Source organism: Streptomyces brevispora, from assembly GCF_007829885.1.
In the GTDB taxonomy this organism is placed as follows: Bacteria; Actinomycetota; Actinomycetes; order Streptomycetales; family Streptomycetaceae; genus Streptomyces; species Streptomyces brevispora.
In genome coordinates, this window is the sequence record NZ_VIWW01000001.1 from 4,852,772 (window position 1) to 4,875,389 (window position 22,618).

The following is a 22,618-nucleotide window of genomic DNA, read 5'->3' on the forward strand; positions in this document are numbered from 1 at the left end:
AAACCGGAGCGCCCCGGCACGCCTCTGCTCCACGCCGGACAAACGCCAGGCGGACGGTGCGGCCCTACGGTGGGGACGGAACACCCCACGACATCGAAGGGCCGGAACCTCCATGACCTCCACCCACGCCTTCTGGCTGGCCGGCCGCGAGGCCACCGGCGAGGAAAGCTTCGACGTCACCAACCCCTGGGACGGCCGTCTCGTCGGTACCGTCGGCGTGCCCACCGAGGCCCAGGTCGAGGAGGCGGTCGCCGCCGCCCACGCCGTGCGCGACGAGTTCGCCGCGACCCCGGCCCACGTCCGCGCCGCCGCGCTCGACCATGTCGCCCGGCGCCTGACGGAGCGCACCGAGGAGATCGCCCAGCTGATCTCCGCCGAGAACGGCAAGCCCGTCAAGTGGGCGCGCGGCGAAGTCGGCCGTGCCGTCTCCGTGTTCCGGTTCGCCTCCGAGGAGGCCCGCCGCTTCAACGGCGGCGACGCCCAGCGCCTCGACACCGACCCCGGCGGCACCGGCCGTCTCGGCCTGACCCGGCGTTTCCCGCGCGGCACGGTCCTCGGCATCGCACCGTTCAACTTCCCGCTGAACCTGAGCGCCCACAAGGTCGCCCCGGCCATCGCCGTCGGTGCCCCGATCATCCTGAAGCCGGCTCCGGCCACCCCGATCTCGTCGCTCGTCCTGGGCGAGCTGCTGGCCGAGACCGACCTGCCGGCCGGTTCCTGGTCCGTGCTGACGGTCCCCAACGACCGGATGCCCGCCCTCGTCCAGGACGAGCGGCTGCCCGTGATCTCGTTCACCGGCTCCGCCCCGGTCGGCTACTCGATCATGGACTCGGTGCCGCGCAAGCACTGCACCCTGGAGCTCGGCGGCAACGGCGCGGCGGTCGTGCTCGGTGACTACGCGTCCGAGGCGGACCTGGACTGGGCCGCGACCCGTATCGCGACCTTCTCCAACTACCAGGGCGGCCAGTCCTGCATCTCGGTGCAGCGCGTCATCGCGGACGCCACGGTCTACGACCGGCTGCTCCCCAAGATCGTCGCGGCCGTCGAGGCCCAGGTCACCGGTGACCCGTCCGACGCGGCCACCGACGTCGGCCCGCTGGTCAACGAGGACGCCGCCAAGCGCGTCGAGTCCTGGGTCGACGAGGCCGTCCAGGCCGGCGGCAAGCTGCTCACCGGCGGCAAGCGCGACGGGGCGACCTACGCGCCGACCGTCCTCACCGAGCTCCCCGACGGCGTCAGCCTCTCCTGCGAGGAGGTCTTCGGACCGGTGCTCTCGGTACAGAAGGTGGACGGCGAGGCCGAGGCGTTCGCCTCCGTCAACTCCTCCAAGTACGGCCTCCAGGCCGGCGTGTTCACCCACGACCTGCAGACCGCGTTCCGCGCCCACCGCGCGCTGGAGGTCGGCGGCGTGATCATCGGCGACGTCCCCTCGTACCGCGCGGACCAGATGCCGTACGGCGGCACCAAGCAGTCCGGCGTCGGCCGGGAGGGTGTCCGGTACGCGATGGACGACTACACCTACGAGCGGGTCCTGGTCCTCACCGGCCTCGCCCTGTAGCCCCGCCCCGTCCTCTGCCCGCCCGGACAGCACCGTTCGACCGGCGCGGGACGACCACGCAGCAGCCCCGGCAGGCGAACCGCTTGCCGGGGCTGCTGTCTGCACCGGCCCCCGCCGGACCCCGCCGTGCCCCGGTGATCACGGCGGGGACAGCACGTGGCCGGGCGGACCATCCGCTGCGGGTGGTCCGACCGGCCTCACCGCGTGGCTACCGGACGTCGTAGGCGCGGGTGATGGTCTGGGTGACCGCGTTGCCCTTGGCGTCGGTGAGGGTGGCCTTCGTCATGACCTGCTTGCCGGCGGCACCGGTGTGGTCGAGGACGGCCGTCCACGTGCCGTTCCGCTGCTCGGTCGGCGCCTGGGTCCAGGTGGCGCCGCCGTCGTAGGAGTAGGACAGCGAGGCGGCCTTGACCGCGCCCGGGGTGTACCCGGCATGCCCCTCGACCGACAGGCCGACCCTGATGCCGCTCTTCGCCGGCAGCGTGTTCATGCCGTCGACCGGCACGTCGTACCTCGGGAAGAGGATCGGCAGGCCGCGCGAGTAGACGTCCGGCTCCCGGTGGGAGCGGAAGCTCCACACGGTGGTGACGGCGGTGGAGCGCAGCCAGTTGCGGTCCGACGTGTCGATCTTCTCCAGGTTCTGGGTGAGTTCGTACGCGGAGTCCTCGTCCGGCACCTGGAACACGTCGTAGGGATAGGCGCTGGTGGCGATCTGCTCACCGTTGCGCTTCAGTGCCAGGTTGCCGAGGTCACCGAACGACCCGCCGTAGGACCAGTGGTCGCCGGAGCCGTCGACCCAGAGCGCGTTCTGGAAGCCGATCAGGTCGCCCTGCCGTTCGGCGGCCAGCACCGGCTTGCCCTCGGCGTCCCGGGGGGCGGCCGGGCTCAGAGGGCCGCCGTACCACTCCTCGGTGCTCCGCTGCCCCGCCCGGTAGATGCGCTCTTGATCACCCATGAACGCGGCGAACGGGAAGCTGGTCATCGCGCCGTGGTACCAGGCGTCCTCGCCGGTCGTGTAGTACGCGGTGCGGGTGGTGGGCACATGCACCTGGCCGAACGGGCTGACGGCGATGTAGGAGTCGCTGTTCCCGGAGGGGCGGATGAACATGGCGTCGATGTAATCGCCTTCCTTGCCCATGGCCTTCCACGTCTCGTCGACCTTGGCCAGCCGGGAGTCCTTCGGCCTGTAGACCTGGTCGGAGTGCAGCGGGCCCCGGGTCGGGAACGACAGGTTGTAGACGTAGGGCGAACCGCCCTCGGAGCCGGTCGCACGCCAGGTGGGCCGGAACTCGAAGGTGCCGTCCTTGGCACGTCCGTCGACATCCGCGTAGAACTTCTGGACGGCGCTGCCGGACAGCAGCGATCCTGAGATCAGCCAGGTGTCGTCCCAGGTGCGGGAGTAGCTGAGTACGGTGTTGTTCACCTTCGAGGGACGGTCGGTGTGCAGGCTCAGCCGGTGGGCCTTGCGGGCGTCCAGGACGACGGTGGTGTCACGGGTGATCCGAAGCTGCGGCTGCGCCAGGTAGCTGACCGACTCGGGCGCGTTGTCCGCGCCGTACGTCGCCACGAAACTGCTCAGGGAGTAATCGCCCGGTCGGACCCGGTACATCTGGTCGTTCGAACCCGAGTTGTTGCGGTGCTCGCCCGTGTTGGTGTCGAGGCTGACGAGGTCCAGGGAGGAGGGGGCCACCGCGGACTTGCCGTTCCGGTCGATGACCTTGACCCGGAGCGTGACCGTCTCGGCCTGGACGTAGAGCGTGACCGGCACGGAGACGTGCACACCACCGCCCGTGGCCAGGATCCGGCCGGTGACGCCACCGTACTGGCCGTCCTTCAGGCGGGCGGTGGGGTCGATCCGCAGCGGCACCTGAGCGGTGGCGCCCGCGGGGATTGTCACCTTGCCCTGGTCCGGCTTGATGACACCCGAGGCGACATCGCTGCCGTCGTTGCCGTGCACACCGCTGACCTTCAGGTTCAGGGTGACGGCGCTGTCGCCGGTGTTGGTGAACGGCACCTGCACGGTGGTGCGGTCCGAGGTGTCCTGCGGCCAGTTGTAGCTGCCGGCCTGGACGGCGGGTGCGGAGACCACCTTCTGGTTCACCGCACCGAACACGTCGAGGACCCCGCCGCCGGTCTGGTCGGCGCCACCGACCTTGCCGCCGGTGCGGGCGGAGGAGACAAGGGCCGCCTTGATCTGCTGCGCGGTCCAGTCCGGGTGTGCCTGGCGGGCGACGGCCGCGGCGCCCGCGACATGCGGCGTGGCCATCGAGGTACCGGACATCGTCCGGTACGCGTAGACGCCGCGTCCGCCCGCGCTGGCCGCCGAGATGTCGACGCCGGGGGCGGCGATCTCGGGCTTGAGGGTGTGGGTGACGGCCACGGGACCGCGGCTGGAGAACTGCGCGGTGGTGTCGTCGCGGTCGACGGCTCCGACGGTCAGCACGCCGGGCACGCAGCCGGGCGAGGAGACGGTCTCGGTGTTCGAGCCGGCGTTGCCGGCGGCGATGACGAACAGCGTGTGGGTGTTCTTCGAAAGCTGCTCCGTGGCCTGGGCCATCGGGTCGTTGCAGTTGCCGATGGTGGGGTTGCCCAGGCTCATGGAGACGACATCGGCCTTCTGGTCGACGGCCCACTGCATGCCCGCGATGATCCAGGAGTCCAGGCCGTAGCCCTGGTCGTTGAGGACCTTGCCGATGAGCAGCGAGGCGCCGGGGGCGACGCCCTTCTTGCGGCCGTCACTGGCCGCTCCGGAGCCGCCGACCGTGGACGCGGTGTGGGTGCCGTGGCCCACCCGGTCGTCGGTGTTCTTGGAGTCCGTGAAGTTCTCGGACCCGGCGACCCGGTTCACCAGGTCCGGGTGCTCGGCGTCCACGCCCGTGTCCAGCACGGCGACCTTGGTGCCCTTGCCGTCGTACCCGGCCGCCCAGGCCTCCGGCGCGTGCACCTGCGCGGTGGACCGGTCCAGGGTGGCCTCGGCCTTGCCGTCCAGCCACAGCTTCTTCAGCGTGGAGGCGGAACGTGAGTGGGCGTCGGTGACGTCCTGCCAGAAGGCGGCGGCGGTGTCCTTGCCTGCCTTGAGCGCGACGCCGTCCACGGCCGGCAGGCTCAGGCCCCGCTCGGAACCGCGAGGGGCCGCCGGCGCGCTCTCGGCAACGTTCACGCTCTTCTGATACGTGGCGATGAGCGGCAGCGTGTCCGTGTGCGCGTCGTCGTATCCCTGGCGGATGAGCCCGGTGACGTTGAACAGCTGCTCGTCGACCTTGCCCTCGGCGACAGCCCGGGAGGCGGCCTCGGGGTAGACGTAGAGGTCCTTGCCCATCTGACGGGTCTGGATCATCGGCTGCGTGCCGTCCTCACGGGGCAGCACGGCCGCAGAGCTGTGACCGGACGGGTCCGTGGTCACCATCACCTTGTCGCCGGTGACCAGGGTGACCGTTGCCTGCTTGCCGGCCTTTGCCGTGGCTTCGCTGCCGACGAGGGGTCTCTTCCCCGAGGCGCGGCCAGGCGGCGCGTCCGCCGCGCCGGAAGGCGCGACCGCGGTGACGGCCAGGGCTGCGGCGGTTGCCGCGCCCAGGGCTATGCGCGATATGGAGCGCATGAATCTCCCCACTTGATATCGGGAACATTTCGTACTGCCGCCGCAGCCTGGCAGACATGTGGCGGCCATGGGGATGCCGTGAGTGACGGGTTTCCCGCATGTCGGATTTCCGTCAGGCGGCCCCAACTCATCGCCGAACTCCTGACCGGCAGCAGGCTCCGGCCTCCTCAAGTGCTTCCGGACACACCGATTCCCGCGGATCCGCGCGGGACCGGACCCACAGCCGGGGAAGCGGATCGCAAGCTCATGACCGAGGTGCCGATCCGGCCGTGACCACCAACAGGCGCAGACCACTTGGCCCTCACGTCCGGGACGAGGTCAGAGCCAGTCCGCGCGAGCGGCGTGCCAGCCCAGCTGCAGGCGCGAGTCCGCTCCGGCCAGGTCCATCAGACGGCGGGTCCGTCGCTCCACCGTGCGTACGGAGAGCCCGAGCTGAGAGGCCGCCCGCCGGTCGGAGATCCCTGCCAGCAGCAGGGTGAGGACCTCCAGTTCGCCCTCGGTCGGCCGCTGATCGGCCTTCGCCTTCGCCTGCACACCCGTGGTGGTGGCGTACAGCGGCCTGGCCTGGGCCCATTCCTTCTCGAAGAGATGGACCAGGGCCGTCAGCAGTCCGCTGCGGTGCACCACGATGGCGCTCGGCTCACCGCCGGAGTCCGTCATGTCCAGGGGCACCATGGCGCGCTCCCGGTCCGACACGACCATCTTCAGCGGCAACGACTCGACCAGACGGAGTTTGAGGCCGGCCGTGATGGCCGCCCTCATGTCCCCTGCCACATCGGGCACGTCGAGGTAGTTCTTGGCAGCCACGACCCGGAAGTCGACTCCGTGGTCCAGCGCGAAACTCTCCGAGGCGTCGGCAGCCTCGCGCGGCACCGCGATGGGCTCGCCGACGAGGAAGACGAGGAGCTCCCACTGAGCGCCGCGCTGCAGTTGGTGGAACCGGTGGGCGACCTGCTCCACGCCCACGACCACCTCCATGACGCTGCCCGCGGGGTGCGCGGCGGTGGTGCGGTACTGCTCGGTCAGCATCGAGAACGCGGTCTCGGCCCGGTGCAGTGCGTTGCGCTGCTCGACGAGGAACGGAGCCAGAGCCACGGAGGGGGGTGTGAGCCGGTAGCGGGCGGGCTGGGGGCCGGCCCCGCTGTCGGCCGGGTCGGTCACCCGGCTCCCGGTCTCGGCGGCGATCGCCACCAGGCCGCGCGCCGCCAGGTCGAGCAGGACACGGGTGGTCTCGGCCTCTTCGAGTCCGGTCTGCCGGACGAGTTCCTGCGCCGATGCCGTCGGGTGGGCCAGCAGCGTGGTGTAGACGGCCTCTTCGGCCGGGCCCAATCCCAATGCCTGCAGCATCCGGCTCTCCCTCGGGCGGCCACCGCACGGAGCCTTGGCGCAGCCCGGCTGGACCGATCGGATTCTTCTCGGCCGAACCCTATCCCGCTGATCCGCCGGCCACGCCTGAGCGGCGGGCGCTGCCACCGAACCGGTGGGTCGTCGCGCGGGGCACCTCGTCCGGCGGGGCGCGGCTCACCCATGCCCGGGCCTGCCTAACGTACGGGGAGCACACCGTCGGCTCCGGAGGTCCCGTGCCCCGTAAACATTCGAAGAGACTCGTACGTACCTTCGAGGCCATCGAACCGCCACCCAATGTCGAAGTGATGCTCGGCGTCGTGTCGGTGACCTTGTTGATGGAGCTCCTCGGTGCGCTGTCCGAGTCCCCGGTGTGGCTTCTCGGGCTCCTGGTGTTCCTGCCGGGTGCGGCGTCCGCGCTGTGCAGCACGCGCCAGACGTTGTTCGTGTCCGCATGGACCACGATCGTGGTCGCCGTCACCGTGCTGGTCCGGCACGGTGACGGGCGGTCGTGGCTCGACAGGCTCCTGATGATGCTGCTCACCCTCGCCCTGGGCATGACTGCCGTCTACGCCTGCAACCGCCGTATCCGACGCGAGACCGAGATGCTGCGGCTGCGTTCCACCGCCGCGGCCATGCAGCGCCACATCCTGCGCCCGTTGCCTCTGCTCACCGACGACGTCCTGGTCGACGGCGTGTACGAGCCGGTACAGGAGGACCGGCTCATCGGCGGCGACATCTACGACGTCGTCGTGTCACCGTGGGGAACCCGCGTGCTGATCGGCGATGTCCAGGGCAAGGGCCTGCCCGCGGTCGGCGCCGCGTTCGCCGTCATCGGCGCCTTCCGGGAAGCGGCCCACCGGGAGCCCACCCTGACCGCGCTCGTCGACGCCCTCGACGCCTCGGTCGTGCGGCACAACTCCTATGCCGTGCAGACCGGCGACGACGAACGCTTCGTCACGGCGCTCATCGTCAACATCGACGCGCAGAACGAGGTGCAGGTCATCAACTGTGGTCACATCGCGCCACAGTTGCTGCACGACGACACCGTCATCACACCGGAACTCAAGTCCGGTGTCCCCCTCGGTCTCGCCGAACTCGCCGCCGAACCCACGACGGTCGACTGGTTCACCTTCCCACCCGGTTCGACGCTCATGCTGACCACCGACGGGCTCACCGAGACCCGCGACGCCGACGGCACCTTCTACCCGGTCACCGAACGCCTCACCCGGCGCGACTCGTTCTCCGCACGCAATCTGCCGCAGGCCCTCTACGACGACGCGCGCGCCTTCGCCGGGGAGAGCAGCCAGCACGACGACGTCGCGATCCTGTCCGTCCGGCGGTCACCGTACCGCTGACACGATTGCGGCGCGGGCCGAAGGCCGAAGGCGTGTACGGGCCGGAGCGGAACCAGCCGGCCAAAGGCGCTGACCGGATCCCGTCGCACGGCGGTTCCGGACGTTCCGGCATTCCGCCAGCCGTGCCGGTCACTGGAGTGGCGGCCGACCCGATCGGCGTCCCGCGGATGGTGGCGCCCCCAGGAATCGGGTACATACGGACGAGTAGAGCCGGTGGATACGCGTCGGCGGCCCGTACCCGGACCGCCCCTGAATCCGCCGGAACCACCCACCCGACGAAGCGGCGAGGTGAGCTCCTCATGTCCGCACCATCCGCACAACGGCCATCCGCACCACAGCACACGCCCAAGGTCTCCGAGCGTGAAGCGCGCCAAGTGGCCGAGGACGCGCGTGAACGGGACTGGCACAAACCCAGTTTCGCCAAGGAACTCTTCCTGGGCCGCTTCCGCCTGGACCTGATCCATCCGCATCCGCTGCCCGCGGGTGAGGACGTCCGGCGCGGCGAGGAGTTCCTTGCCCGGATGCGCGAGTTCTGCGAGACCAGGATCGACGGGGCCCTGATCGAGCGCGAGGCCAGGATCCCCGACGAGGTGGTCAACGGCCTCAAGGAACTCGGCGCGCTCGGCATGAAGATCGACGTGAAGTACGGCGGTCTGGGCCTGACCCAGGTCTACTACAACAAGGCCCTCGCCCTGGTCGGTTCCGCCAGCCCGGCGATCGGCGCCCTCCTCTCCGCCCACCAGTCCATCGGCGTGCCCCAGCCGCTGAAGATCTTCGGCAGCCAGGAGCAGAAGGACACCTTCCTGCCCCGGCTGGCCCGTACCGACATCTCGGCGTTCCTCCTCACCGAACCGGACGTCGGCTCCGACCCGGCACGCCTGGCCACCTCCGCCGTCCCGGACGGCACCGACTACGTGCTCGACGGGGTGAAGCTGTGGACGACCAACGGGGTCGTCGCCGACCTGCTCGTCGTCATGGCGCGCGTCCCGAAGTCGGAGGGCCACCAGGGCGGCATCACGGCCTTCGTGGTCGAGGCCGACGCCCCGGGCATCACCGTGGAGAACCGCAACGCCTTCATGGGACTGCGCGGTCTGGAGAACGGTGTCACCCGCTTCCACCGGGTCCGCGTCCCCGCCGCGAACCGAATCGGGCCGGAGGGCGCCGGGCTCAAGATCGCCCTCACCACCCTCAACACCGGCCGGCTCTCGCTGCCCGCCATGTGCGTCGGCTCCGGGAAATGGTGTCTGAAGATCGCCCGCGAGTGGTCGGCGGTCCGCGAGCAGTGGGGCAGGCCGGTCGCCCGGCACGAGGCCGTCGGCTCGAAGATCTCCTTCATCGCCGCGACCACCTTCGCCCTCGAAGCGGTCGTCGACCTCGCCTCCCAGATGGCCGACGAGAACCGCAACGACATCCGGATCGAAGCCGCGCTCGCCAAGCTGCTGGGCTCCGAAATGGGCTGCCTGATGGCCGACGAACTCGTCCAGATCCGCGGCGGCCGGGGCTTCGAGACAGCGGACTCCCTCGCCGCCCGCGGTGAACGGGCCGTCCCCGCCGAGCAGATGCTCCGCGACATGCGCATCAACCGGATCTTCGAGGGTTCGACGGAGATCATGCATCTGCTGATCGCCCGTGAGGCGGTCGACGCCCATCTGAAGGTCGCCGGGGACATCATCGACCCCGACAAGCCGCTCTCCGCCAAGGCCCGGGCCGGCGCCAACGCCGCCGGGTTCTACGCCCGGTGGCTGCCCAAGCTCGTCGCCGGACCCGGACAGCTGCCGGGCACCTACGGGGAGTTCCACCCCGCGGGCCACACCGATCTGTCCGGCCATCTGCGCTACGTCGAACGCTCCTCCCGCAAGCTGGCGCGCTCCACCTTCTACGCCATGTCGCGCTGGCAGGGCCGGATGGAGACCAAGCAGGGCTTCCTCGGCCGGATCGTCGACATCGGCGCGGAACTCTTCGCGATGAGCGCGGCCTGTGTCCGGGCCGAACTCATGCGCACCGGCGACGACCACGGCCGCGAGGCCTACCAACTCGCCGACGCCTTCTGCCGGCAGTCCCGGGTCCGGGTCGAGGAACTCTTCACCCGGCTGTGGTCCAACACCGACGACCTGGACCGGCGCGTGGTCGACGGCGTCCTGTCGGGCACCTACACCTGGCTGGAGGAGGGGATCGTCGACCCGAGCGGCGAGGGCCCGTGGATCGCCGACGCCACCCCCGGCCCCTCCACCCGGGAGAACGTGCACCGGCCGATCCGCTGAGCCGCTGACGCCGGACCCGGCGGGGCGCGTCCACTCGCTGGACGCGCCCCGCCCGCGCGCCCGCGGCACGGCAGGATGGGGACCCGTGACCGTCATCCACGTCCCCGGTTCCAAGTCCGTCACCGCGCGCGCCCTCTTCCTGGCCGCCGCCGCGAACGGCACCAGCACCCTCGTACGCCCGCTGAGCTCGGACGACACCGAAGGCTTCGCCGAAGGGCTCACCGGCCTCGGCTACGAGGTGGTGCGGAACGCGGACCACTGGCGGAACGCGGGCCGCCCCGCCGGGCCGGCCGCCACCGACGCCGACATCTACTGCCGCGACGGAGCGACCACCGCCCGCTTCCTGCCGACCCTCGCCGCGGCCGGCGCCCGCGGCACCTACCGCTTCGACGCCTCCGCGCAGATGCGCCGCCGCCCCCTCGCCCCGCTCACCGAGGCGCTGCGGACCCTCGGCGTCGACCTCCACCACGAGGCGGCCGAGGGCCACCACCCGCTGCGGATCAGTGCCGCGGGCATCAAGGGCGGCGAACTGACCCTGGACGCCGGGCAGTCCAGCCAGTACCTCACCGCGCTGCTGATGCTCGGACCGCTGACGGCCGAGGGACTCCGGATCACCGTCACGGAACTGGTGTCGGCGCCCTACATCGAGATCACCCTGGCGATGATGCGCAGCTTCGGCGTCGAGGTCGTCCGCGGCGGCCCCGGGAACAACGTCTTCACGGTGCCGCCCGGCGGCTACCGGGCCACCACGTACGCCGTCGAGCCGGACGCCTCCACCGCGAGCTACTTCTTCGCCGCGGCGGCCCTCGCCGGCCGCGAGGTCACCGTCCCCGGACTCGGCAAGGACGCCCTCCAGGGGGATCTGCGGTTCGTCGACGTACTGCGCCGGATGGGCGCCGAGGTGCACACGACCGCCGAATCCACCACGGTCCGCTCCACCGGGAAGCTCCGCGGCCTCACCGTCAACATGCGCGACATCTCCGACACCATGCCGACACTGGCGGCGATCGCTCCCCACGCCTCGGGGCCGGTACGCATCGAGGACGTCGGCAACACCCGGGTCAAGGAGTGCGACCGGCTGGAGGCGTGCGCCCGGAACCTGCGGCGGATGGGCATCACGGTCGAGACGGGTCCGGACTGGATCGAGATCCTGCCGGGCACCCCGCGGGCCGCGGAGATCGCCACCCACGGCGACCACCGCATCGTCATGTCCTTCGCCGTCGCCGGTCTGCTCACTCCCGGCCTCACCTACGACGACCCCGGCTGCGTCCGCAAGACGTTCCCCCGGTTCCACGAAGCGTTCGCCGAGTTCGCGGAACTCATGACCCGGCAGGAGTCCGGGCCGGAGAATTCCGGGCAGGTGCCGGCCGCGCGGCGATAGTCTCCGCGGCATGATGTCCGCCCCCGACGTGCTGTCCGTACTGTCCGTGCTGCGCGAGGCCGGTAGCGATGTGGTGCTCGCCGGTGGCTGGGGGATCGATGCCCTGGTGGGCGAGGAGACCCGCCCTCACCAGGACCTCGACCTGCTGCACCGCCACGAACAGGAACCCGCCCTCGTCGCCGCCCTGGTGGCGGCCGGCTACGCGCAGACGGTCGACTGGCGGCCCGTACGGTTCGTTCTCAGCCATCCGGCCGGGCCCGAAATCGACCTGCACCCGCTGGAGTTCGCCACCGACGGGTCGGCGACCCAGACGTCGTTCGACCCGCGGGAGCCGTTCCGCTACCCGGCGGAGTGCTTCGTCACCGGCACCATCGACGGGACACCGGTGCGCTGCATCTCGGCGGGGCAGCAGGTCGAGTTCCACCAGGGATACGACCCCCGCCCGGCCGATCTGCACGACATGGCCCAGCTCCGCAGAGTGTTCGGCGTGGCCACACATTTCTGAATCCGACCGGCCCGCGGGTGCCCCGGCCCGACGGCATGCAGCACAATCGAGCGTCGGTCAAGAGCGCGACGAGCAACGGGGAATCAGCGAATGGGAACAGCCATGTACGGGGCGGGGAACCCGCGGGGACGGTGGCACCGGGTGGCCGCCGTCGGGATCGCGGCCGCGATGGCACTGGGCGCATCCGCATGCGGCAGTGACGGCGACGGAAAGGGCGGCTCCGCCGGTGCGGACAAGGACGGCAGGGCCACGGCCAAGCCCTCCGGGCCCCGGGCGCTCGACGAGGCCCGGCTGAAGGCCGCCTCCTTCACCGACGGTGAGAGTGTCGGCACGTACACCGCGTCCGAGTACGCGCTCGGCGGCCCCCTTGGCGACGCCTACTCCGCGGACCCGGCCGGATGCCAGCCGCTGGTCAGCCTCGCCGCGGAGGTCAGCGACCCCGACCCCACCGCCCAAGTGCAGCGCAAGGCCGACGTTCCCGACGAGATGCTCGGTGTCACCGTCGACATCACGCTGCGCAGTTACGGCGACGGCGGGGCGGCGACCGTCATGAAGGCACTCGACAAGGCCGGCAGGGACTGTGCCGGAGGCTTCACCGAGCAGCGGGCCGTCGCCCGCGCGAAGTACCTGAAGGTCGAGCCCGCCAGGACTCCCGCCTTCGCGTCCGAGGCCGACGAGTCGAAGGCGTACCGCTTCACCATCCTCGACGTGAAGGGCAAGGAGAAGCTGTACGAGTACCTGACCGTCGTCCGTTCCGGCTCCACCACCCTCGCCTTCCGCGCGGAGATCAGCTCCCCCCAGGACATCGGCGGAGTCCCACCGGAGATCATGGCCGCCCAGTGGTCGAAGTTCCGCGCGGCCAAGGGCTGAGGGGCCGCGATGAGCGAGCAGTCACGACCCGGCGCGAGGGGCGCGCTGTCAACGCACCCAGCGGATGCGGCAACAATGGGGGGCATGAGCGACAGCCCTGCCCCCCTGGCCGACCCGCACCTCGTCTTCGACGCCGTGGAAGGACGCCGGGATCTCGTCATCCTCGGCTCCACCGGGTCCATCGGCACCCAGGCCATCGACCTGGTGCTGCGCAACCCCGACCGCTTCCGTGTCACCGCGATCTCCGCGGCGGGCGGCCGGGTCGCCCTCCTCGCCGAACAGGCGCGCCGACTGCGGGTGCGCACGGTGGCGGTCGCCGCTCCCGAAGCGGTGCCCGCCCTGCGCGAGGCGCTGCGGCAGCAGTACGGAACGGGGGAAGAGCTCCCCGAGATCCTGGCCGGCCCGGACGCGGCCACGGAACTGGCCGCCGGCGACTGCCACACCGTGCTCAACGGGATCACCGGCTCCATCGGCCTCGCCCCCACGCTGGCCGCGCTCAGGGCGGGCCGCACCCTGGCACTCGCCAACAAGGAGTCGCTGATCGTCGGCGGCCCGCTGGTCAAGGCGCTGGCCGCGCCCGGTCAGATCATCCCGGTCGACTCCGAGCACGCCGCCCTCTTCCAGGCGCTGGCGGCCGGCAAGCGCAGCGACGTGCGCAAACTCGTCGTCACCGCGTCCGGCGGCCCGTTCCGCGGACGCACCAGGAACGAGCTCGCGGACGTCACGAGGGAACAGGCTCTCGCGCACCCGACCTGGGCCATGGGCCCGGTCATCACGATCAACTCCGCGACCCTGGTCAACAAGGGGCTCGAGGTCATCGAGGCGCACCTCCTCTACGACATCCCCTTCGACCGGATCGAGGTCGTGGTCCACCCCCAGTCGTACGTCCACTCCATGGTGGAGTTCACCGACGGTTCCACCCTCGCCCAGGCCACCCCGCCCGACATGGGCGGACCGATCGCCATCGGCCTCGGCTGGCCGCAGCGCGTCCCCGACGCCGCCCCCGCCTTCGACTGGACGAAGGCCTCGTCCTGGGAGTTCTTCCCGCTGGACACCGAGGCCTTCCCGTCCGTCGGACTCGCCAGGCACGTGGGCACGCTGGGCGGCACCGCACCGGCGGTGTTCAACGCGGCCAACGAAGAGTGCGTGGACGCCTTCCTGGCCGGACAGCTGGCGTTCAACGGCATCATGGACACGGTCACGGCGGTGGTGGCCGAACACGGAACGCCTCCGACGGGAACTTCACTGACCGTCGCGGACGTCCTTGAAGCGGAGACCTGGGCACGGACCCGGGCCCGGGAACTCTCGGCCAAGGCCACAGCGGAGGCGCGCGCATGAGTTGGACGTCGGTCCTGTTGACCGTTCTGGGCATCGCCGTCTTCGCCATCGGCCTGCTGTTCTCCATCGCCTGGCACGAGCTGGGACACCTCTCGACAGCGAAGCTCTTCGGCATCCGCGTACCCCAGTACATGGTCGGCTTCGGCCCGACGGTCTGGTCGCGCAAGAAGGGCGACACGGAGTACGGGATCAAGGCCATCCCGGCCGGCGGCTACATCCGCATGATCGGGATGTTCCCGCCCGGAGCGGACGGGCGACTGGAGGCACGATCCACTTCGCCGTGGCGCGGCATGATCGAGGACGCCAGATCGGCCGCCTTCGAGGAGCTGGAGCCGGGCGACGAGAAGCGGCTCTTCTACACGCGCAAGCCGTGGAAGCGCGTGATCGTCATGTTCGCCGGACCGTTCATGAACTTGATCCTGGCCGTCGCGATCTTCCTCGGCGTCGCCATGACCTTCGGGTTCCAGACCCAGACGACCGAGGTCGCCGGCGTCCAGAAATGCGTGATCGCCCAGAGCGAGAAGCGGGAGACCTGCAAGGAGTCCGACCCGGTCTCGCCCGCCCAGGCGGCCGGGCTCCGGGAGGGCGACAAGATCGTCGCGTTCAACGGCCAGAAGGTCGACACCTGGTCCACGCTCTCCGACCGGATCCGCGACACGATCGGCCCCGCCACCATCACGGTCCAGCGCGACGGCCAGGAGAAGACCCTGCACGCCGTGCTCAAGAAGAACGCGGTGGCGAAGAAGGACTCCCAGGGCGAGGTGATCCCCGGGGAGTTCATCTCCGCCGGCTACCTCGGATTCGCGGCGCAGTCGGAGATCATCCCGCTCTCCTTCGGCGACTCGGTCGTCCGCATGGGAGACATGATCGAGAACGGTGTCCATTCGATCATCGCCCTGCCGTCGAAGATCCCCGCACTCTGGAACGCGGCCTTCAGCGACGGCGAGCGCGCGGCCGACTCCCCGGTGGGCGTCGTCGGTGCGGCCAGAATCGGCGGTGAGGTGATGACGCTGGACGTTCCGGGGCAGAACCAGATCGCGATGATGCTGTTCCTGCTGGCCGGTTTCAACCTCTCGTTGTTCCTCTTCAACATGCTGCCGCTGCTGCCCCTCGACGGCGGTCACATCGCGGGAGCGCTGTGGGAGGCGATCCGCCGGAACGCGGCGCGCGTCTTCAAGCGCCCCGACCCCGGCCCCTTCGACGTCGCCAAGCTGATGCCCGTCGCCTACGTGGTCGCCGGAGTGTTCATCTGCTTCACCCTGCTCGTACTGGTGGCCGACGTCGTCAACCCGGTCAAGATCTCCTGATCGGTGCGGCGAACGCACCTGATGTACCCCGAGTGACGGCGGATGCGCATGGTGCGTCCGGTGGCCCATATTTTGTGCGGGCGCCGGACGCCGTGTGCCTCAGGTTGCCCTCGGTGCCGTAACCTCGAAGGTCGGAGCCCGCCGATCTCGGGACCTTGATCCACACCTTGGGGATGCTCAGCGCATGACTGCGATTTCTCTCGGAATGCCTGCCGTTCCGACCAAGCTCGCCGACCGGAGGGTCAGCCGCAAGATCCAGGTCGGGTCGGTGGCGGTCGGCGGGGATGCGCCGGTTTCGGTGCAGTCGATGACGACGACGCGTACGTCGGACATCGGCGCGACTCTGCAGCAGATCGCGGAGCTGACGGCATCGGGCTGTCAGATCGTGCGGGTGGCGTGTCCGACGCAGGACGATGCGGACGCGCTCGCGACGATTGCGCGCAAGTCGCAGATCCCGGTGATCGCGGACATTCACTTCCAGCCGAAGTACGTGTTCGCGGCGATCGATGCGGGTTGCGCGGCGGTGCGGGTGAACCCGGGGAACATCAAGCAGTTCGACGACAAGGTGAAGGAGATCGCGCGGGCCGCCAATGACGCGGGTACCCCGATCCGGATCGGTGTCAACGCCGGTTCGCTGGACGCGCGGCTGCTGAAGAAGTACGGCAAGGCGACCCCCGAGGCACTGGTGGAGTCGGCACTGTGGGAGGCGTCGCTCTTCGAGGAGCACGGCTTCCGGGACATCAAGATCTCGGTGAAGCACAACGACCCGGTCGTGATGGTCAACGCCTACCGCCAGCTCGCCGCGCAGTGCGACTACCCGCTGCACCTCGGCGTCACCGAGGCCGGACCGGCCTTCCAGGGCACCATCAAGTCGGCCGTCGCCTTCGGCGCCCTGCTCAGTGAGGGCATCGGTGACACGATCCGCGTCTCGCTGTCCGCGCCTCCCGCCGAGGAGGTCAAGGTCGGACTCCAGATCCTGGAGTCGCTGAACCTGAAGCAGCGGCGGCTGGAGATCGTGTCCTGCCCCTCGTGCGGTCGCGCCCAGGTGGACGTCTACAAGCTCGCGGACCAGGTCAGCGCCGGCCTGGAGGGCATGGAGGTGCCGCTGCGGGTCGCCGTGATGGGCTGTGTCGTCAACGGCCCCGGCGAGGCCCGCGAGGCCGACCTCGGCGTCGCCTCCGGCAACGGCAAGGGCCAGATCTTCGTCAAGGGCGAGATCATCAAGACGGTGCCCGAGTCGAAGATCGTCGAGACTCTCATCGAGGAAGCCCTGAAGATCGCCGAACAGATGGAGAAGGACGGCATCGCCTCCGGCGAGCCCGAGGTCTCCATCAGCTAGGGCGTGTTCTGAGCGTCCCCGCCTGCCCCGCGGGCGGACGGCGCCACTGTCGGCAACGCCCCACCCATGACACCCACGACAGCGCCCCGCCGGAGGAACGAGCTCCGCGGGGCGCTGCCCGTGAGCGAGCTCACCGCGTTCCGCAGAAGCTGTTCACCACCACGGGCGGCGCCTCACAGCCACTTTGGGTACAGTGCGGAAATCAGCAGACCGTATGGTGAGGCCCCCTCGTGTTGACGCAGACCACCACCCGGGTCCTCGAACCCAGCGACCTCGGCGCCGCGCTCGCGTTGCTGGAGAGCGAACCCGTAGCGAACGCCTTCGTGACCTCCCGGGTCCAGATCGCGGGCCTCGACCCATGGCGCCTCGGCGGCGAGATGTGGGGCTGGTACGCCGACGGACGGCTGCGCTCCCTCTGCTACTCCGGGGCCAACCTCGTCCCCATCTGCGCCACCCCCGAATCCGTCAGGGCCTTCGCCGACCGGGCCCGCAGGGCCGGCCGCCGCTGTTCCTCGATCGTCGGCCCCGCCGAGCCGACCGCCCAGCTGTGGCGGCTGCTCGAACCGGGCTGGGGCCCCGCCCGCGAGGTCCGGGCCAACCAGCCGCTCATGGTCACCGAGAGCCCCGCCGCCGACGTGGTGCCCGATCCGCTGGTCCGCCGCGTCCGCAAGGACGAGATGGACGTCCTGATGCCGGCCTGCGTGGCCATGTTCACCGAGGAGGTCGGCGTCTCCCCGCTCACGGGCGACGGCGGACTCCTCTACCAGGCCCGCGTCGCCGAACTCATCGGCGCCGGCCGCTCCTTCGCCCGGATCCAGGACGGCAAGGTCGTCTTCAAGGCCGAGATCGGCGCCACCACCTCACAGGCCTGCCAGATCCAGGGGGTCTGGGTCGCCCCGGAATTCCGCGGCCGCGGATACTCCGAGACCGGTATGGCGGCCGTCCTGCGCCACGCACTGTCCGATGTCGCGCCGATCGTCAGCCTGTACGTCAACGACTACAACATGCCCGCGCGCAAGTCGTACAGGCGGATCGGTTTCCGCGAGGTCGGCGCGTTCATGAGCGTGCTGTTCTGACCCGGCCGCCCGCCCCGCCTCCGCCCCGCACCGACCCGTACCCCGCACCCCGCCACGGACAGTAAGGTCGGTCCATGGCAGCAGCTTCCGGGGGCGGCCCCCACACTCCCAGCGTCCGGATCGGACCGATCGATCTCGCCGCACGCGTGGACGAGGCGCTCGCCGTGCAGGCCGTCGCCTTCGGCCTCGGCGCCGACGAGATCGAAGTACGCCGCCACATCGTCCTCAGACACCTCGACCACCCCCGCGCCCGCGCGCTGGGCGCCATGACCGGGGCCGACCGGCTCGTCGGCTTCGTCTACGGCATGCCGAACGAACGCGGTCACTGGTGGTCCACCGTCGTCGAGCCCTATCTGCGCGCCACCGGCTCCGCGCACTGGCTCGACAACTCCTTCGTGATCACGGAACTGCACGTCCACCCGGAGTTCCAGAACCGCGGGATCGGCCGCACCCTGATCACTGCCATCACCGACGCCGTCGACCAGCCCCGCTCCATCCTCTCCGCGATCGACACGGAGAGCCCGGCACGCGGTCTGTACCGTTCCCTCGGCTACCAGGACCTGGCCCGGCAGGTGCTCTTCCCCAGCGCTCCCAAACCGTACGCGGTCATGGGAGCACCGCTTCCGCTGCTGCGCCGGACGCATCACTGACTCAATCGATTTCCGCCCGCCCGTGCCGCCCGGCTAACCTCCTGCACATCACCCTTCCGAGCAGGAGTTCATCATGGCCCAGGTCCAGCGCATGTCCCGATTGATGATCAAGACACTGCGTGACGACCCGGCGGACGCCGAGACGCTCAACCACAAGCTGCTCGTCCGGGCCGGATACGTACGTCGCACCGCCGCCGGAATCTGGTCCTGGCTGCCGCTCGGCAAGAAGGTCCTGGACAACGTCACCCGCGTCGTCCGCGAGGAGATGGACGCCATCGGCGGCCAGGAGGTCCTGCTCCCCGCCCTGCTGCCCAAGGAGGCGTACGAGGCGAGCGGCCGGTACGAGGAGTACGGCGACCTGCTGTTCCGCCTCAAGGACCGCAAGGGATCCGACTACCTCCTCGGCCCCACCCACGAGGAGATCTTCACCCAGGTCGTCAAGGACATGTGCTCGTCCTACAAGGACCTGCCGGTGATCCTCTACCAGATCCAGACCAAGTACCGCGACGAGGCCCGCCCCCGCGCCGGCGTGCTGCGCGGCCGTGAGTTCCAGATGAAGGACTCGTACTCCTTCGACACCACCGACGAGGGTCTCGTCGAGGCGTACCGGCTCCACCGCGCCGCCTACATCCGGATCTTCGAGCGGCTCGGCCTCGACCACCGCATCGTCTCCGCCGTGTCCGGAGCCATGGGCGGCTCGGCGTCCGAGGAGTTCCTGGCGCCCGCCCCGGCCGGCGAGGACACCTTCGTCGACTGCCCCGGCTGCGACTACGCCGCCAACACCGAGGCCGTCACCTTCCGGGCCACCCCGGCCGACGCCTCGGGCACCGGCCCCGTCGAGGAACTGGACACCCCCGACACCCCGACCATCGAGACCCTCGCCGCCCACCTCGGCGTCCCGGCCTCCGCCACCCTGAAGAACCTCCTGGTCAAGGTCGACGGCGAGATCGTGGCCGTGGGCGTGCCCGGTGACCGCGAGGTCGACCTCGGCAAGCTCGGGGAGCACCTCGCCCCCGCCGTCGTCGAACTGGTCACCGCCGAGGACTTCGTGGGCCGCCCCGACCTGGTACGCGGCTATGTCGGCCCGCAGGGTCTGGAGAAGGTCCGCTACGTCGCCGACCCGCGCATCGCCTCCGGAACCGCCTGGATCACGGGCGCCAACAAGGAGGGTAAGCACGCGAAGAACGTCGTCGCGGGCCGCGACTTCGAGGTCGACGACTACCTCGACGTCGTCGTCGTCGAGGCGGGCGACCCCTGCCCCAACTGCGGCACCGGCCTCCAGGTGGACCGCGCCATCGAGATCGGCCACATCTTCCAGCTCGGCCGCAAGTACGCCGACATCTTCTCCCTCGACGTCCTCGGCCAGCAGGGCAAGCCCGTCCGCGTCACGATGGGCTCGTACGGCATCGGCGTCTCCCGCGCGGTGGCCGCCCTCGCCGAGCAGACCGCCGACGACAAGGGCCTGTGCTGGCCCCGCGAGATCGCCCCGGCCGATGTGCACGTCGTCGCCGCGGGCAAGGCGCTCCAGACCGAGCTGGCGCTCGACGTCTCCGAGAAGCTGAACGCGGCCGGCCTGCGCGTCCTGGTCGACGACCGCGCGGGCGTCTCGCCCGGCGTCAAGTTCACCGACTCCGAACTCATCGGCGTCCCGAAGATCCTGGTCGCCGGCCGCCGCTCGGCCGAGGGCGTCCTGGAGCTGAAGGACCGCCGCACGGGCGAGCGCGAGGAGCTCACCGTCGACGAGGCGATCGCCCGCCTCACCGAACAGGGCTGACCGCCCCGGAGTACGGCGAAGGGCCCGCACCGGTGCGGGCCCTTCGCCGTTTCGCGGGAGACGCCGCGGGAGACGCCGCGGGAGATGGCGCAGCAGACGACGCGGGAGGCGGCGCTACAGCCAGCCCGCGAACTCCAGCGTCACTTCGCCCTCCTGGCCGCGTCCGGCCGCCAGCGCCCGGGTGCCCGACTCCACCGCGCGGAACAGCGTCCAGCCGTGCAGCCGCTCCCGGTCCACATCCAGCGCGTCCGCGAGCTTCTTGATCCTGCGCCGGGCCGTCACCGCACCCCCCGGCGAGGCGATCAGATCCTCGACCCGGTCCCGCACCAGCCGCGCCAGATCGTAGGCCCGCTCGCCGACCAGCGGCTCGGGCCCGACCGTCAGCCAGGGCGCGCGCTCGCCCGAGAGCACCTTGCTCTGCCGGAAGTTGCCGTGCAGCAGCAGGGTCTCGGGGGAGTGGGCGACCAGTTCCTCACGCGCTGCCAGGGCAGCCGAGACCAGCGGCTCAAGGTCCGGATCGGCCTCGGCGGCGGCCCGCATGGGTCCGGTCCGCCGCGCGGTCCGTTCGGCGACCGTCTCGAAGGCGTGGCCTGCGGGCGGCTCGACCCACAGCCGCCGCACCGTCCCCGCCGCCTCCAGCAGCGCCTTGGCCTCCGGCAGCGAACGCAGCGACACCTCGGGGTGCAGCCGTTCCAGTAGCAGGGCCCCGGCGGCGGGGTGCCCGGGGAGCAGGTCCTCGCCCGGCGTGATCAGCCGCACCGCGCCCCAGCCGTTCCAGTGCGCCAGCGCCGCCCTTTCGAGCCCTGGTGCCGCCCCGGAGGGGGAGATCTTCAACGCTGCCGGGGTGCCGTCGCCACCTCGCACCAGAAGGACCAGGCTGCTGCGCCCGCCCGGGGCGGCGACCCGGTCGACGGACAGTTCCCGCCCGGCCCCGGCCAGCGCTCGTTCGGTCAGTGCGGGAAGCCCTGCGAGCCATTCCCCGGCGGCCGTATCCCCGTACGACTCGCCGAGCGCTCGCACCAGCCGCCGCGGCGGTTCAAAACCCATACGTGCCGTGTTCCCTTTCAGAGCCTTCTTCAGTGCGTCGTGCCGGTCGTGGCCTTCGCATCGGACCCGGTCTTCGCGTCGGCGCCGGTCACCTCGTCCGTCTCGGCGGCACGCCCCTCGCGGGATCCGTCGGCGGCCCGCTCGGCGAGCCCGGGAAAGGGTACGCCGCTGCCCCGCCAGCGCACCGAGCGCACCGCGGCCTCCCGCAACGCGTCGGCGGCCTCCCGCCGCAACGGCCCCTCGGCGGCCCGTACGAGGTCGGAGTAGACGTCCGCGACCCGGTCCTCCAGCACGGCGGCGAGCCGCACCGCCGCGGCCGGGCCGGGCACCGCGAACGGCAGAGCGTACGCGGGGTCCGCCGCCACCGGTTCACCGCCCAGGTCGCGCACCGTCCGCACCAGCGCGTCGCGGCGGGCCCGGTGGGCGTGGTGCGCGGCGGTGGCCTCGGCCCGGCGGCCCGCGGCGACCCGGCCGCCCGCCACCCCGTACCCGTACACCGCGGCGTGCTCGGCGGCCAGTGCCGCCTGTGCCGCGGTCAGTGTCCCGTCGTTCATGCCTTCGTCTCCTTGGCCTGTCCGGTCAGCAGATAGGCGTGGGCCGAGGCCGCCGCCGCGACCGAGGCGAGCAGCCGGGCCAGCTCCGGCGGCGCCTCCAGCAGGGCCGCCGTGTGCGAGGCCGCGGCGCTGCGCTCGGCGGTGGCCAGTGCCTTGACGGCCTCTTCGGGACCGCCGACGGGCCGCGTCCGGACGAAGTCGAGCGAGGCCCCCTTGGCCGGGGCGAGGGCCTTGACGTGGGCGCGGACGGCGTCGCGCAGCGGGATGAGCCCGGCCGCCGTCGCCGGGTGGGCGGCGAGCACACCCTCGTACTGGCCGAGCAGGGAGGCGCTCACACCGGCGGCCTTCTTCCGCAGCGAGGTCTCCACCCGCTCCGCGGACGAGCGGTCGGCCGCGGTCCGCGCTTCGGTGTGCCCGGAGCCCTTCAGACCGCCGTCCCCGTCATCGGCGTCGCTTCCGCAGCCGGCCAGTGCCGCCCCCATGGCGATCGCTCCCGTCGCGGTGAGCGCGCCCCTGCGCGTCGTCCCCGTGCGCCGCACTTGTTCTCCTTCGGACCTGGACCTGTCTTGACCGGATGTGTCCGGAAGTGATCACCGCAGGCGAGCGTACCCGCGCTCGGGGGGGCCGGCGGACGGCAACACCCCTCGGGACCGGATAC

At 70.9% G+C, this 22,618-nt stretch carries 17 protein-coding genes; 12 read left to right on the forward strand and 5 right to left on the reverse strand.

Features of this window, described 5'->3' with window-relative positions; translation table 11 throughout:
* Positions 1-112 precede the first annotated feature (112 nt).
* On the forward strand, positions 113-1,558 hold the full coding sequence (locus FHX80_RS22635) for an aldehyde dehydrogenase family protein (protein ID WP_145765869.1): 1,446 nt from the start codon (positions 113-115) through the stop codon (positions 1,556-1,558).
* A gap of 208 nt (positions 1,559-1,766) precedes the next feature.
* Here FHX80_RS22635 and FHX80_RS22640 read toward each other — a convergent pair whose 3' ends face one another.
* Together FHX80_RS22640 and FHX80_RS22645 are read right to left on the reverse strand one after the other, a co-directional pair.
* Positions 1,767-5,156, reverse strand: a complete 3,390-nt coding sequence (locus FHX80_RS22640; protein WP_145765870.1) for a S8 family serine peptidase — start codon at positions 5,154-5,156, stop codon at positions 1,767-1,769.
* 318 nt (positions 5,157-5,474) lie between these two features.
* Positions 5,475-6,503: a TrmB family transcriptional regulator gene (locus FHX80_RS22645; protein ID WP_145765871.1), complete on the reverse strand. Its 1,029-nt coding sequence runs from the start codon at positions 6,501-6,503 to the stop codon at positions 5,475-5,477.
* 233 nt (positions 6,504-6,736) lie between these two features.
* Here FHX80_RS22645 and FHX80_RS22650 point away from each other — a divergent pair, with 233 nt between their 5' ends.
* The 11 genes from FHX80_RS22650 (at position 6,737) to FHX80_RS22700 (ending at position 20,359) form a co-directional block, all read left to right on the forward strand.
* Positions 6,737-7,858 (forward strand): PP2C family protein-serine/threonine phosphatase, encoded by a 1,122-nt coding sequence (locus tag FHX80_RS22650; protein WP_244318386.1) that lies wholly within the window; start codon positions 6,737-6,739, stop codon positions 7,856-7,858.
* A gap of 299 nt (positions 7,859-8,157) precedes the next feature.
* Positions 8,158-10,119, forward strand: coding sequence for an acyl-CoA dehydrogenase family protein (locus FHX80_RS22655; RefSeq protein ID WP_145765872.1), 1,962 nt, complete (start codon positions 8,158-8,160; stop codon positions 10,117-10,119).
* 85 nt (positions 10,120-10,204) lie between these two features.
* Positions 10,205-11,500: a 3-phosphoshikimate 1-carboxyvinyltransferase gene (aroA, locus tag FHX80_RS22660; RefSeq protein WP_145765873.1), complete on the forward strand. Its 1,296-nt coding sequence runs from the start codon at positions 10,205-10,207 to the stop codon at positions 11,498-11,500.
* 13 nt (positions 11,501-11,513) lie between these two features.
* Positions 11,514-12,005 (forward strand): nucleotidyltransferase domain-containing protein, encoded by a 492-nt coding sequence (locus FHX80_RS22665; RefSeq protein ID WP_208764805.1) that lies wholly within the window; start codon positions 11,514-11,516, stop codon positions 12,003-12,005.
* A 90-nt stretch (positions 12,006-12,095) separates the two neighbouring features.
* Entirely contained in the window at positions 12,096-12,875 is a 780-nt protein-coding gene (locus tag FHX80_RS22670) for a hypothetical protein (protein WP_145765875.1), read from the forward strand.
* An 84-nt stretch (positions 12,876-12,959) separates the two neighbouring features.
* The gene (gene dxr, locus FHX80_RS22675; RefSeq protein ID WP_145765876.1) at positions 12,960-14,213 is read left to right on the forward strand and encodes a 1-deoxy-D-xylulose-5-phosphate reductoisomerase; all 1,254 of its coding nucleotides are present in this window, start codon (positions 12,960-12,962) and stop codon (positions 14,211-14,213) included.
* Positions 14,210-15,520 carry a M50 family metallopeptidase gene (locus tag FHX80_RS22680; protein WP_145765877.1) on the forward strand — a complete coding sequence of 437 codons (1,311 nt, stop codon included), beginning with the start codon at positions 14,210-14,212 and terminating at the stop codon, positions 15,518-15,520. Before dxr ends, FHX80_RS22680 begins: the two co-directional genes overlap by 4 nt.
* A 184-nt stretch (positions 15,521-15,704) precedes the next feature.
* Entirely contained in the window at positions 15,705-16,859 is a 1,155-nt protein-coding gene (ispG, locus tag FHX80_RS22685; RefSeq protein WP_145765878.1) for a flavodoxin-dependent (E)-4-hydroxy-3-methylbut-2-enyl-diphosphate synthase, read from the forward strand.
* Positions 16,860-17,092: 233 nt separating this feature from the next.
* Positions 17,093-17,935: a GNAT family N-acetyltransferase gene (locus tag FHX80_RS22690; RefSeq protein ID WP_145767442.1), complete on the forward strand. Its 843-nt coding sequence runs from the start codon at positions 17,093-17,095 to the stop codon at positions 17,933-17,935.
* Positions 17,936-18,009: 74 nt separating this feature from the next.
* A complete protein-coding gene (locus tag FHX80_RS22695; protein WP_145765879.1) occupies positions 18,010-18,585 on the forward strand; it encodes a GNAT family N-acetyltransferase in 576 nt (191 codons plus the stop codon).
* 73 nt (positions 18,586-18,658) lie between these two features.
* Positions 18,659-20,359: a proline--tRNA ligase gene (locus FHX80_RS22700; protein ID WP_145765880.1), complete on the forward strand. Its 1,701-nt coding sequence runs from the start codon at positions 18,659-18,661 to the stop codon at positions 20,357-20,359.
* 114 nt (positions 20,360-20,473) lie between these two features.
* Here the strand turns inward: FHX80_RS22700 and FHX80_RS22705 are convergent, their stop codons facing one another.
* From FHX80_RS22705 to FHX80_RS22715, 3 genes are read right to left on the reverse strand one after another with little or no spacing between them, the layout of a single operon-like run.
* A complete protein-coding gene (locus tag FHX80_RS22705; protein WP_145765881.1) occupies positions 20,474-21,406 on the reverse strand; it encodes an aminoglycoside phosphotransferase family protein in 933 nt (310 codons plus the stop codon).
* A gap of 29 nt (positions 21,407-21,435) precedes the next feature.
* On the reverse strand, positions 21,436-21,960 hold the full coding sequence (locus FHX80_RS22710) for a ferritin-like domain-containing protein (protein WP_244318387.1): 525 nt from the start codon (positions 21,958-21,960) through the stop codon (positions 21,436-21,438).
* Positions 21,957-22,499: a hypothetical protein gene (locus FHX80_RS22715; RefSeq protein ID WP_145765882.1), complete on the reverse strand. Its 543-nt coding sequence runs from the start codon at positions 22,497-22,499 to the stop codon at positions 21,957-21,959. Before FHX80_RS22715 ends, FHX80_RS22710 begins: the two co-directional genes overlap by 4 nt.
* Between the last annotated feature and the right edge of the window lie 119 nt (positions 22,500-22,618).

What these genes read in the sequence shown, in the direction of transcription:
- FHX80_RS22635 (WP_145765869.1), top strand. Translation starts at nt 113, where the DNA reads ATGACCTCCACCCACGCCTTCTGGCTGGCCGGCCGCGAGGCCACCGGC.
- FHX80_RS22640 (WP_145765870.1), bottom strand. Translation starts at nt 5,156, where the DNA reads ATGCGCTCCATATCGCGCATAGCCCTGGGCGCGGCAACCGCCGCAGCC.
- FHX80_RS22645 (WP_145765871.1), bottom strand. Translation starts at nt 6,503, where the DNA reads ATGCTGCAGGCATTGGGATTGGGCCCGGCCGAAGAGGCCGTCTACACC.
- FHX80_RS22655 (WP_145765872.1), top strand. Translation starts at nt 8,158, where the DNA reads ATGTCCGCACCATCCGCACAACGGCCATCCGCACCACAGCACACGCCC.
- FHX80_RS22665 (WP_208764805.1), top strand. Translation starts at nt 11,514, where the DNA reads ATGTCCGCCCCCGACGTGCTGTCCGTACTGTCCGTGCTGCGCGAGGCC.
- FHX80_RS22670 (WP_145765875.1), top strand. Translation starts at nt 12,096, where the DNA reads ATGGGAACAGCCATGTACGGGGCGGGGAACCCGCGGGGACGGTGGCAC.
- dxr (WP_145765876.1), top strand. Translation starts at nt 12,960, where the DNA reads ATGAGCGACAGCCCTGCCCCCCTGGCCGACCCGCACCTCGTCTTCGAC.
- FHX80_RS22680 (WP_145765877.1), top strand. Translation starts at nt 14,210, where the DNA reads ATGAGTTGGACGTCGGTCCTGTTGACCGTTCTGGGCATCGCCGTCTTC.
- ispG (WP_145765878.1), top strand. Translation starts at nt 15,705, where the DNA reads ATGACTGCGATTTCTCTCGGAATGCCTGCCGTTCCGACCAAGCTCGCC.
- FHX80_RS22695 (WP_145765879.1), top strand. Translation starts at nt 18,010, where the DNA reads ATGGCAGCAGCTTCCGGGGGCGGCCCCCACACTCCCAGCGTCCGGATC.
- FHX80_RS22700 (WP_145765880.1), top strand. Translation starts at nt 18,659, where the DNA reads ATGGCCCAGGTCCAGCGCATGTCCCGATTGATGATCAAGACACTGCGT.
- FHX80_RS22705 (WP_145765881.1), bottom strand. Translation starts at nt 21,406, where the DNA reads ATGGGTTTTGAACCGCCGCGGCGGCTGGTGCGAGCGCTCGGCGAGTCG.
- FHX80_RS22710 (WP_244318387.1), bottom strand. Translation starts at nt 21,960, where the DNA reads ATGAACGACGGGACACTGACCGCGGCACAGGCGGCACTGGCCGCCGAG.